Origin of the sequence: Spiroplasma kunkelii CR2-3x (assembly GCF_001274875.1) — a bacterium.
GTDB lineage: Bacteria > Bacillota_I > Bacilli_A > Mycoplasmatales > Mycoplasmataceae > Spiroplasma > Spiroplasma kunkelii.
The window spans coordinates 896,245-908,706 of sequence record NZ_CP010899.1; the positions used below are offsets into that span (position 1 = coordinate 896,245).

Here is a 12,462-nt window from a genome sequence, read left to right on the forward strand (position 1 = left end):
TTTAATTATAAAATTTATTTTACTTGAGCATTTAAATAATCTTTTAAAAATTTTAATGAACAAACATTAACATTATCAATGCGCATTATTTTGGGTTTAAGTTTATCACATTGATAGCAAACAAATGCTTTTGATTCATTTAAGTGATGACTACAAGTTTTTTCTTTATGAACTCAACATTCAGTAATTGCTTCTACTAATAATTCAAAATTATCACCATGGTCATTCACAATGCGTAAAAAATTAAGTCCTTTGGTAATATCATGACCACAAGTTGTTTTAATTAAAAATGATAATATTTCATATGATGAATTAGCAAAAAGTAAATTTGACTATTGATTTTCATAATTACATGTATGACAATCAACATATGGGATATTTGTTAGTGTTTGAATTTTTACTACTGATTCAGCTATTTTAGCTAATCATTTATTGTTATTCAAAACTTATTGTTATTCAAAACTTTAGTTTTCATAACTTACTCTCCTTCTTTAATTGTTTTATTCAGATATTTGCGTAAACATTCTCGTGAGCAAAAATTATTATTATCAAGTAATAAGTATTAGTTATGTTGGCAAAGTAATTTCTTGCAATAAATACATGCAACATTATTTTGTAATACTTTAATATATGAATTAGTAACATCATTCATTTGATTACATTCGTTACATAACTCAACAATAAAATGACCAATTGTTTCTGTTTTAACATTAATCTTATCAAAACTAAATCCAAAAAAAAGATCATAAATATTTAAATCAAATGAGTTAGTATTTCTCGCAGCAGAAACATATTTTTTCAATTTATTTTACAAGATATTAACCAATTAAAATTAAATTATGGTGATAAAATAGCAAAAATTATTTTAAATAACTGTGGTATGCATATTTTTTTACATACCAACGATTTAGAAACAATAAAATATTATAGTGAATTATTTGGAAAAAAAACAATTGAACAAATTAGTATTAATGAAAATAAAAGCAATATTAGTATTTCAAAAAATTTAAAAAGTCATCCCTTAATGTTAACTAGTGAGTTATAAAATTTAAAACAAGGGTAAGGAATTGTTAAAATAGCACGCTATAACCCAATGAAAATAACTTTAAAACTATGAAAATATTTAAAGTTAGTATAAAAAACAAACATATTTCAATTAAAAGAAATTAATTATATAAATTTTAATAAAAAATATTTTTATGATATTAAAAATAACAAAAAAGAAATAAAAAAAATGAAATTAATGAATTTGTCAATTTAACAACAACAGAAATTAAGACAAATATTAATAATTTAAAAATGCAATTAAGAGAGTATGAAAATACAAATTATAAATCTATTCAAAATAAAACAATGATAAAATTACTTTTACAAAAAATCAAAAACCTTTAAATAGAATTAAACAAAAAAACAAGAAAACCAATAATTATTCTTAAAAGAAATAATTATTTTTTATAAATAGTAAGATTTCACAAAGTGGTCAAGCTGAAACACTAAAAAATAAACGAAGTGGGAGGATATCTGTAAGGTTAATCAACTAATTAAATTAGTACTACATGAGGCAGAAGAGTAGTCGCAAGTGATTAACTAAACCATACCTAGGGGAAAATATACTTAAATGAGAAAAAGCAATAAAATTATTTAACAAATAACTAGTAAATCTATCTTTTTCCAACAATTTTAATATAATAAAATTAAAATATTATTACTTTAATAAAAATTTGGTTTTTTATTATATAATGAAAATAATTAAGTATTTATAATCAAAATTACTAGAAAGAGTTAAAGATGGAAAATAAATATATTAGTGAATCAGAATTAGAAAAAAAGCTTATTAGTAAATTAAAAATTGAAGGTTATGAATATATAAAATTAAATAATGAAGAAGATATTAAAACTAATTTTAGAAATCAAATTTTTAATCATAATAAAAATGAATTAAATAATAAACCATTAACTTATAAAGAATTTGAAAAATTATTATTTAAAATTACTGGTAAAAGTATTTTCAATTCTGCAAAAATATTAAGACAGAAAATTACAATTGAGCGTGATGATTTTGAAAAAGTGGATTTAGAATTATTTAATAAAGATAAATGATGTGATAATATTTTTCAATTTACTAATCAATTAAAAATAAAAAGTATTTTTCAAAATAGATATGATATAATAATTTTAATTAATGGTTTACCTTTAATACAAATTGAGTTAAAAAAACCAAGAATAAATTTTAAAGAAGCTTTTAATCAAATTAATAGATATAAAAAAGAATCTCATAAAGGATTATTAAAATTTATTCAGTTTTTTATAATTTCTAATCTTATAGATACTAAATATTTTTCAAATAATGATGGTAATATTTTATTTGAAAATTCTTTTTATTGAACTGATGAATTAAATAATAGAATAACTAATTTATTTGATTTTACCAAAAATTTTTTAAATAAATGTCATGTTAGCAAAATGATTGCAAGATATATGATTATTAATGAAAGTAAAAAAATATTAATGATAATGAGACCTTATCAAATTTATGCAGTTGAAAAACTTATTAAAATAGCAAGTGAAACTAATAATAATGCTTATATTTGACATACAGCTGGATCTGGAAAAACTTTAACTTCTTTTAAATTAAGTCAAATTTTAAAATATATGCCAGAAAAAGAAAAAATATTTTTTTTAGTTGATAGAAAAGATTTGGATTTTCAAACCATTGAAGAGTTCAATAAATTTGAAAAAGATAGTGTTGATTATACTAGAAGTACTTATAATTTAATTAAAAATATTCAAGATTCCACTAAAAAAATAATATTAACTACAATTCAAAAAATGGCTAATGCTTGTAAAAATGAAAAATATAAATCAATAATGGCTAAATTTAAGAATAAGAAAGTGATTTTTATTATTGATGAATGTCATAGAAGTCAATTTGGAAAAATGTATGTTAGTATTAAAAAAATTTTCGAACATGCACAATATTTTGGATTTACTGGCACACCACGATTTGAACAAAATAAATCAGAAGATGGAAGAACAACAGCTGATATATTTCATAAATGTATCCATAAATATTTACTTAATAATGCAATAGCAGATGGTAATGTTTTAGGTTTTAATGTTGACTATATGGAATCAATTAAAAATAAAAAAGACACTAATGATGAATTGATTGAAGATATTAATAATGATGAATTATTAATAATTGATTCCAGAATTAACTCTATTTCAAAAAATATAATTGAAACATTTTCAAAAAAAACATACGGAAAGAAATATAATGCTATATTTGCTGTTAAAAATATTAATATGGCAATTAAATATTATAAAACACTTAAAAAATTAAAACATAATTTAAAAATTGCTTCAATTTTTACATTTGAAGCAAATGAAGATTTAAATAATAAAGATTTTTCTTTTAAAATAGAATTAGAAAAAATAATTAAAGATTATAATATAAACTTTGATACTAATTTTAATATCAGCAGATTTAATGATTATTTTATTGATTTACAAAAGAAAGTTAAAAACAAAGAAATTGATTTATTAATTGTTGTTGATATGTTTTTAACAGGTTTTGATTCACCCATAACTAGTGCATTATATTTAGATAAATTATTAAAATATCATAAATTAATCCAAGCATTTTCACGAACAAACAGAATTATAAATATTACTAAACCATTTGGTAATATTGTTTGTTATCAAACTACTAAAAAAACTGTTGATGAAGCAATTTTATTGTTTTCTAATAGTATAACTACTGATCAAATATTAATGAAACCATTTGATTATTATGAACTAGAATTTATTAATTTAGTGAATAAATTAAAAAAAGATTATAGTTGTGCTTATGATGTAGGAAATGATGGTGACGAAGTTAAAATTAAAGAATTTATTTTTTTATTTAAAGAAATAGTAAAAATATTATTAAAATTAGAAACATTTATTGAATTTGATATTAATCAAAGTAAATATAATTTTAGTGAAAATGAATATAATGAATTTAAATCTCGTTTTTTATCATTTAATGATGAAAAAATTAAAAAAGAAAAATTATCTGTATTAGCAGATGTTGATTTTGAACTAGAATTAATTTATAGTAATAAAATTAATGTTCATTATATTTTAGAATTATTAAAAAAAATAGATTTAAACAATATTAAAAGAAAAGAAAAACAAATTAAAGAAATAAAAAAAGGATTATTAGAATCAACTGATCCAGTATTAAAATATAAATCAGAATTAATAAATTCATTTATTGAAAGAGTTATTCCTACTCTTAAAAATACTGCAGATTTAGAAGTATTATATGAACAATTTTGTGATAAAAAATATGAACAACAAATAATTAAAATTAGTAAAAAATATAATATAGATAAATTAGATATTAATGAAATTATTAGTGAATATCGTTTTACTAATCAATTGCCTTCTAACTTAATTAGAGAAAAAATTAATCAACAATATACTGAAAAAATAGCTATTAATAAAAATATCTCTAAAATAAAAGCAAAAAATGAAGTAAAAAAAGAATTAGAATTAAATATAATTAATTTAATTAATGAGTTTGAAAGTTAGGAAAAAAATATTATGACAACACATGAAAAACAAAATTTACAACAACAACAATTATTTTCTAAATTATGAGATATTTCTAATACTCTACTAGGGACAATGGAACCATCCGAATATAATGTACAATATATAATAGAAAAAGATTTAAAAATAGAAGGAATTGATTATCAAACCGCTTTAACTAATGAAAAATATCGCAATTATTTTTTAGAAGTTTTATATGATAATGATAGTGCTGTATATTATATTGAACCAGAATATTTATGACAAGAAATAATTAATAAAATTAATATTGGAAAATTTGATATCTTCTTATTAAGAAAAGCATTTAAAAATTTACCAAAAACTGGTCATTTGTCAGAAAAAGAATTCGAAAATTTATTTGATTCTGTTGATTTAGATTATAGTAAATTGGGAAAAACAGAAACAGAAAAAAGTAAAATAATTGCTAAAGTAATGTTAAAAATTAATGAAATTAATTTTGAAATTAATGAGTCGGAAATTGATATTTTAGGTGATGCCTATGAATATTTAATTAGTAAGTTTGCTTCTGAATCAGTAAAAGAAGCAGGTGAATTTTATACACCACAACCTGTTTCTAAATTATTAGCTAAATTAGTTAGTCAAAAAAAAGCAGAAATTAAAACTGTTTATGATCCAACATGTGGTTCAGGTTCATTATTATTAAGAGTATATAAAGAATTAAAAATTGGTTATTTATATGGTCAAGAATTAAAAAAAAATTCATATAATATAGCAAGAATGAATATGATGTTGCATGGTTTAAAGTATAATAAATTTGATATTTATAATGGTGACACATTAGAAGATGATGGATTTAAAAGACAACAATTTGAAATAATTGTTGCAAATCCGTCATATAGTACTCATTGATCGGCAAATCAAAAATTTTTAAGTGATGAAAGATTTAGTGCATATGGAAAATTAGCACCAAAAACAAAAGCTGATTTTGCTTTTATTCAAAATATGATTTATAAATTATCTGATAATGGCGTAATGGCAGTTGTTATTCCTCATGGCATTTTGTTTAGGGGCAATGCTGAATTAATTATTAGAAAATATATGGTTAAAAAAAATTGAATTGATACTATTATTAGTTTACCAGCTAATATGTTTTATGGTACATCAATTCCAACTTGTATTATTGTGATTAAAAAATGTAAAATTGATAATTCAATTTTTTTTATTGATGCTTCGAAAGAATTTAAAAAGCAAGGAAATAAAAATGCTTTAACCGATGAAAATATTATTAAAATTATTAATATTTTTAATAAAAGAAAAACTATTGATAAATTTTCTAATTTAATTGATATAGAAATAATTAAAGAAAATGATTATAACTTAAATATTGATCGTTATATTGATAATACAAAAGAAAAAGAAATTATTAATATTAAAGAATTACAAAATAAATTAATTAATAATAAAAAAGAAATTCAAAAATTAGATGAAGAATTTAATTTAATGTTAAAAGATTTGGTGATTAATAATGAATAAATCTCTGGTACCAAAAATTAGATTTAAAAGATTTAATGATGAATGAAAAAAATATAAGCTTAATGATATTGGATTTTTTTTTCGTGGGCTTTATAAGAAAACAAAAGCAGATTTTGAAATAAATAATTCTAATTTTTACTATGTTACATATACAAATATTTATAATAATAGATTTATAAAAATTGATTCTTTAAAATATGTAAATATTAATAACAATGAAAAACAAAATCGTTTAATTAAAGATGATATTTTATTTACAATGACTTCAGAAACTTATAATGAAGTAGGACTTTGTTCTATTTTTGATTCAGATACTGACAATGTTTACTTAAATAGTTTTTGTTCTGGTTTTAGAATAATTAATATAAGAGCCATAAATTCTATTTTTTTACTTTTTTTACTTTTATCAATTCAATATAGGGAAAAAATTATTAAAATGGCTAATGGTTTTACTAGATATAATTTATCAAAAAAATTATTATTAAATTTACAAGTTAAAATTCCTAATATTATCCAACAAAATAAAATTGCTGATTTTTTTACTATTATTGATAGAAAAATTGAATTAATCAAAGAAAAATTAAGTTTATTAGAAAAACAAAAACAATATTACTTAAATAATATATTTGCAAATGAAAAAAGTTATCCCAAAATTAGATTTAAAGGGTTTAATGATGAATGAAAAAAATATAAAATTAATGAAATTTATAAATTAAAAAGAGGATGTGTTATAAGCAAAGAAATACTTTTAAAAAATAAAGAAGCTAATTTTTTTCCTGTATATTCATCTCAAACATCAAATAATGGAATAATGGGTTGAACTAATAGTTATCTTTTTGAAAAAAATAAAATTATTTGAACAACCGATGGTGCTAATGCTGGTACTATTAGATTTGTGAATGAAAACTTTTATGCATCTAATGTTTGTGGAGTTTTAATTGGTAAAAAAGATCATTATAATAATTATTCATTTGCTATTTCAATTAGTTTAGAAGCAAAAAAACATATAAATAAAAATGGTAATCCAAAGTTAATGAATAATATTATGGGGAATATTAATTTTTATAATTCAAAATTAAAAAATGAACAAAATTTAATTGGACAATTTTTTACTATTATTGATAAAAAAATTGAGTTAGTTAAAGAACAATTAAGTTTATTAGAAAAACAAAAACAATATTACTTAAATAATATGTTTATTTAATTTATGGTTTTTATCTGATTTTTATATAAAAATAAAACTTTTACATAATTTTGTGGTTTTTGTAAGTGTTTATATTTTGATAATGATAAAAGTATTTAATGCCATTAATTATCAATTATTTTCTATAAAATTAAAAGAAACCATTGATGACATATATTTAAAATTATTATATAATTTCATTAATTAAGTTATTAACACTTAAAAGGAGTAAATTTATATGTTTTTAAATAGTTTTATAAAAGATATAAACTTTGTTGAATAAGTAAATATCGATGTTAATTTAATAGAAAAACAAAAAATGAAATAAAAATATGAAAACCTTGATCAAAAATTAAGAGAGCAAAACCGTAATGGCAAAAATGGTTATATTTTGTGAGGGAAAAAGAATAAAATGATAAAAACTCCCTTTGGCAATATTATAATTAAATCATCCAGATTTCATTATTATGATAAAAAAGAAAAAAAATTTAAAACAACAACTTTATTAAATAAAAAAAATGGTTTAAAAAATAATCAAACAATTATTTTAAGTGTTAAAATAGAATTTTGAAAATTAATGGATAGTGCTAAAAGACAAAGAGATATTATGGATATGTACCCAAAATTAAATATATCTAAGATGACAATCACAAATATTAATAAGGAAATTGATTTTGCTAAATTATTTAAAGAACAATTAAAAAAAGACTGAAAAAATAATTGTCCAAACACCATATTTGTATGCTGGAGTTGACGATTCTTTTAATAATTTAACAAAATATAAAAAAATAGAAAAAAATATGTTTAGAACAGCATATTTTCATACTGGATATTATGAAATAAAAAGCACTAAAAGTAAAAATGTTCTAAAAGATAAAAAAATTTTTATTGTTATAAAATCAGTAAAAAATAAATACTATCTTATTAAAAAATATAAAAAAGAATTTTTACATTTTTTAAATCAAAATTTTAATATTGAAAATTGTAAGTTAACGCTAGCAGGTGATGGAGCAAAATGAAGCCAAAAATTTGCTAATGAAATTGGTGCAATTTTTATTTTAGATCAATTTCATTTAATGAAAGAATTAAAAACAATATTTCCTTATCGAAGAAGAAAACTTACTAAAAATTTAACCGATAATGAAAAAATAAGAAAACAATTTTATTGAGATATAAATAAATTATTTAAAAATGGCAATCCTGATGAATCAATAAAATATTTAAAAAAATTAATTACAAGAAAAAATATTAAAGAATATCCATTCTTAAAAGATAAAAAAGATAAAATCAAAGATTTCATTAAATATATAAAAAATAATTCTGAGTGTATTAAAGTTTATAAAGAGGATTGATATATGGGGTCTTGTACTGAACCACAAATTTCGCATAATGTAAAATGATTAAAAGGATATGGTGCTAAATCATATAGTGAAAAAGTTTTTAAAAATATGATTGCAATAAAAATGGCGAAAGAAAAAGGTGTTAATTTAATTGAGTTTTATATTAATAAATTAAACAAAAAAAATGAAAAAGAATATAATTATTATTTTAAAAATGAAGATTAAAAATATTTATCAAATAAAAAACAACAAATAATTTTATTGTTTTAACTAAAAAATTTTATTCTGTTTGAGAATGAAAACTCTTTATATTACCATTATTTTCTATTAAAAAAAATAAACCGTTTCTATTATTATTTATAAATAAAGATTCATATTCATTTAAAAGTAAAATATTAAGTCCTTCAAAAAATAAATTATAAAATTGTTCGTTATTTTTTCTTAATAAAGAAATAAACTCATTAGTTTCTTCATTATTTTCTACTAATTTAGAAATTATAAAATTAATTATATTTCTAATATTAACATTTAAATTTTCTTCTTGTAAATAAATATTATTTATTTGTTGCATAGAATTATCTGATAAATAAAGAACTCACGGTTCAATATTATAAGTAGTTTTAGGTTTACAATTTCCAGTAATAATAGTAGTCATCAATGTATCTTTTAAAATTTTATTTACTCCTCTTGTACTTACACTTTCAGAACTTCTATTAGAAGAATTATTTGAATTCATTGCCATTAAAGGTAATACCCCACTTGTTGTTATAGCTGTTGTTCCGATTAAACTTAATAATTTTTTTATATTCATAAATATATTATTTCTTTCTTTTTTTATTTATATGTATTTAATATACATAATTTAACTATATTTGATTATTTTTCTTTTGTCAAATTTCTTTAAAAAATCTTTGGGAATGTTGTGTTACTTAATGAACTACTGGAATATTTATTAATAAAAATTGTTCGGTTTCATAAGGCAATATTTTTGATATTTTACCGTTAAAGCCAATTTCTACATTATGTCATCTGTTTTATTTATTCTTATTAAGAATTCCTGTTCTTTATTAAAAATTGTAATACTATCTTCATAACCGACACTAGTTTCATAACAGTATTCATCATCTAATTTATTAATAATTTCTTTTTGAAATTCTGATAATTGTAAATTTCTAATTTCTTTCATATTATTTATTCTCCTTGCCATTCAATAGTTTCATCTTATAAATCAATAATAGTTTTTTCTCTAAAACATTTATTTTTAGCAGTAACCTTTGCTTCTTCAAAGGTATAAAATAATTCAGTATCTATTCCAGTATATAAACTTTTTGATATTAATAAGTATCTTTTTTCCATAATTTAATTCCCCCTAATTTTTTCTAGTATTTAATACTCAATGTTCGTCAGTAATTTCATCGTGTGTAAGAATATATTTATTTTCTTTATTACATGTAAAGCAATAACCCCAATATCTTTTTTTAAAACATATTTTCTTTTTCATAATTATTTTTAAATTCTCCTTTTTACAATTAACTACAAAGTACTACAATGTTCTACATTTTGTAGTTACTTGTAGTATTAAGTACCTCCTCATCAAGTCCCCACTAGTAGATTAATTAAGAAATCCTTGCCCAGTTCTTAAAAGTTATTTAACCTCTACTCACACGATTTTATTTTTATCCTTGCAATTAATAGTTATGAAAGAACCACTACGCGTCTATCTTAATCAAAGTCATTAATTTACAAAATCGCAAAAAAACAAGTTAACAGCTCTAATGGTTTCATGCCGGCGGAAATGCCTTGTTGGGGAACCTTCCCTAAAAGAGCCAATTATTTAATTTTTAGAGTTAATTTTCAAATAAAAAAACCAACCCAATAATGGTCGGTTTTTTGTCATACTTCATCCTTTATTCTACAATTTAATCCAAAAACAGCAAGTTTACGAACATTTTATCGTAAAATAGATGAATTTTGGCAAAATAAATCACCTAATAAACCATATACTTTTAATGATTTAACCAATGAATTCAATCTTTCTCGCAAGTGAAGATATGATACTTATGCGAGCAAAAAGATAGTTCCTTTGCTTGAAAAAACAAGTTAATAGAATTGAAAGTGAAATAATTAATTTTATGATGAAATCACCTGATGGTGCTAAATTATATTGACAACGAGCATTTAATTATAAATATTCACTACAAGAAAAACAATTGGAACAAGAATTAAACTTAAATAATCAACAACCATCACCTGGAGAAACAACATCTAAATATCCTAAAATCGCAAAAATTTATGAACCAGAACCATATTCAACATAAACATAACGATTTTCTGAATCTTGATATGTTTTGAAACCCAATTCTGTTCCTAACTTAATGACATATTTTAAAACTTTTTTGTTTCTTCACCAAATGGTTCTACTGGTTTTGCTTCACTACAAACTGAAGGAATTCGAATAATATCCTGAATTTTTTTGAAAATCTTCATCAAAGTATTCTGTTAGTAATTTATCAACATTAATTTCCATAATTTTCTTCCTTTCTTATAGTTTTAATATCTTATATTTTCTTAATTATCAATTATAATTATTCACAATTCTTATTTAGTTACATTATATCATAAGTCTTAATCCATAATATTAACTAAAATATCATTTAAAATATTTAAACCTTGGCTTGTACAACGTAAATGATTATTATCAAAAACTAAATTATTTTTTTGTATTTCTACATCAATTTTATTTTGATAGTAATCTACTGCTGCTTTTGCATCTCTAACCTTTGTTAAATCAATGCCATTTAAAACACGTAATCCCATCATTAAAATTTGAAAATAATAATCCTTTACCGACAATTCTGTTTTAGTTTGTGTTCAGTTAGCATATTTTCGCGAATTCTCTAATAAATAGTAACCATCATTATTAATAAAACCAGCTGCACTAGGACCAAGCAGTCAAAAAGACTTATTAGTTCAATACGCTAAATTATGTTGTGATTTTTTGTTATTATTAGTATAATTTGAAATTTCGTATCTTTCATAACCTATTTTAGTTAATGCAGTATTAATAATTTCATCAAATGCAATATCATACTCTGGTAATTTAATTTTTGTTTTACCCCAATATGAATTTTCTTTTAAAATTAATGAATATCAACTAATATGATCAGGTTGTAATTTTTGAATCATTAACAAATCTCCCTCAATATCATCTTGTGTTTGATCAAATAAATTATAAATTAAGTCAAACGAAATATTATCAAAACCTTCTTGACGAGCTAAGTAATAACTATTAACAACAGCAGCACTATTATGATAACGATTAACTTTTTTTAATAACTGATCGTTAAAAGTTTCAACACCAATTGAAAGACGGTTAATCTGATATTTCTTTAAAAGTTGTAATTGACTTTTTGTAATTTTTTCTGGATTTAACTCAATTGTATATTCAATTATTGGGTTTTGCACAACTTTTTGTAATAGTTGTAATAGTTGTTCTAATTGATTATTATCTAAACTATTTGGTGTTCCTCCTCCCAAATAAATTGTTTTTAAAGCAAAATCAGGGTGGGGTTGAGCAATCTCATGTGCTAATGAAGTTAAATATTCTTCAATCATTATTGGGCGTGATTTTTTAATTTTAAAAAAATCACAATAAAAACAAATATGGTCACAAAAAGGAATATGCACATATAAATGTTCAATCATTGTTAATCCTCACTTCTTTTATATTTTAATAATATAGATTTATAATTTAAAGTGCAACAATTATATGCTTTTTAATTTTTAAATTAAAAGATTTCATTTAAAATTAATCAACCTCAAATTCAATTATTTGCCACCATTATT

At 20.7% G+C, this 12,462-nt stretch carries 14 protein-coding genes; 7 read left to right on the plus strand and 7 right to left on the minus strand.

The features are described from left to right. Window positions 1-14: 14 nt before the first annotated feature. Together SKUN_RS10715 and SKUN_RS04920 are read right to left on the minus strand one after the other, a co-directional pair. Window positions 15-230 carry a hypothetical protein gene (locus SKUN_RS10715; protein WP_235510960.1) on the minus strand — a complete coding sequence of 72 codons (216 nt, stop codon included), beginning with the start codon at window positions 228-230 and terminating at the stop codon, window positions 15-17. Window positions 231-562: 332 nt separating this feature from the next. Then, entirely contained in the window at window positions 563-802 is a 240-nt protein-coding gene (locus tag SKUN_RS04920) for a hypothetical protein (protein ID WP_235510961.1), read from the minus strand. A 15-nt stretch (window positions 803-817) separates the two neighbouring features. On the opposite strand from SKUN_RS04920, the gene SKUN_RS08450 reads away from it, so the two are divergent. From SKUN_RS08450 to SKUN_RS04945, 6 genes are all read left to right on the plus strand, one after another. Continuing rightward, on the plus strand, window positions 818-1,045 hold the full coding sequence (locus tag SKUN_RS08450; RefSeq protein ID WP_268794894.1) for a TraM recognition domain-containing protein: 228 nt from the start codon (window positions 818-820) through the stop codon (window positions 1,043-1,045). Window positions 1,046-1,788: 743 nt separating this feature from the next. Further along, on the plus strand, window positions 1,789-4,578 hold the full coding sequence (locus tag SKUN_RS04925; protein WP_053391098.1) for a type I restriction endonuclease subunit R: 2,790 nt from the start codon (window positions 1,789-1,791) through the stop codon (window positions 4,576-4,578). Window positions 4,579-4,590: 12 nt separating this feature from the next. Then, the gene (locus SKUN_RS04930) at window positions 4,591-6,093 is read left to right on the plus strand and encodes a type I restriction-modification system subunit M (protein WP_053391099.1); all 1,503 of its coding nucleotides are present in this window, start codon (window positions 4,591-4,593) and stop codon (window positions 6,091-6,093) included. Continuing rightward, window positions 6,086-7,297, plus strand: a complete 1,212-nt coding sequence (locus tag SKUN_RS04935; protein ID WP_053391100.1) for a restriction endonuclease subunit S — start codon at window positions 6,086-6,088, stop codon at window positions 7,295-7,297. The genes SKUN_RS04930 and SKUN_RS04935 overlap by 8 nt, the downstream gene beginning before the upstream one ends. 391 nt (window positions 7,298-7,688) lie before the next feature. Further along, complete coding sequence (locus SKUN_RS04940) at window positions 7,689-8,042, plus strand: hypothetical protein (RefSeq protein ID WP_053391101.1); 354 nt, start codon at window positions 7,689-7,691, stop codon at window positions 8,040-8,042. Next, a complete protein-coding gene (locus tag SKUN_RS04945; RefSeq protein WP_053391102.1) occupies window positions 8,014-8,841 on the plus strand; it encodes an Mbov_0401 family ICE element transposase-like protein in 828 nt (275 codons plus the stop codon). Before SKUN_RS04940 ends, SKUN_RS04945 begins: the two co-directional genes overlap by 29 nt. Before the next feature lie 55 nt (window positions 8,842-8,896). On the opposite strand, the gene SKUN_RS04950 is transcribed toward SKUN_RS04945, so the two are convergent. The 4 genes from SKUN_RS04950 to SKUN_RS11360 all read right to left on the minus strand — a co-directional run bounded on the left by SKUN_RS04950 (window position 8,897) and on the right by SKUN_RS11360 (window position 10,117). Then, a complete protein-coding gene (locus SKUN_RS04950; RefSeq protein ID WP_053391103.1) occupies window positions 8,897-9,427 on the minus strand; it encodes a hypothetical protein in 531 nt (176 codons plus the stop codon). Window positions 9,428-9,631: 204 nt separating this feature from the next. Beyond that, window positions 9,632-9,802: a hypothetical protein gene (locus SKUN_RS09355; protein WP_158500789.1), complete on the minus strand. Its 171-nt coding sequence runs from the start codon at window positions 9,800-9,802 to the stop codon at window positions 9,632-9,634. Window positions 9,803-9,837: 35 nt separating this feature from the next. Further along, window positions 9,838-9,972, minus strand: a complete 135-nt coding sequence (locus SKUN_RS11355; RefSeq protein WP_268794803.1) for a hypothetical protein — start codon at window positions 9,970-9,972, stop codon at window positions 9,838-9,840. A gap of 13 nt (window positions 9,973-9,985) precedes the next feature. Beyond that, complete coding sequence (locus SKUN_RS11360; protein WP_268794804.1) at window positions 9,986-10,117, minus strand: hypothetical protein; 132 nt, start codon at window positions 10,115-10,117, stop codon at window positions 9,986-9,988. Window positions 10,118-10,703: 586 nt separating this feature from the next. On the opposite strand from SKUN_RS11360, the gene SKUN_RS04955 reads away from it, so the two are divergent. After that, window positions 10,704-10,934, plus strand: a complete 231-nt coding sequence (locus SKUN_RS04955) for a hypothetical protein (protein WP_053391104.1) — start codon at window positions 10,704-10,706, stop codon at window positions 10,932-10,934. A 307-nt stretch (window positions 10,935-11,241) separates the two neighbouring features. On the opposite strand, the gene hemW is transcribed toward SKUN_RS04955, so the two are convergent. After that, window positions 11,242-12,321, minus strand: a complete 1,080-nt coding sequence (gene hemW / locus SKUN_RS04960) for a radical SAM family heme chaperone HemW (RefSeq protein WP_053391105.1) — start codon at window positions 12,319-12,321, stop codon at window positions 11,242-11,244. Between the last annotated feature and the right edge of the window lie 141 nt (window positions 12,322-12,462).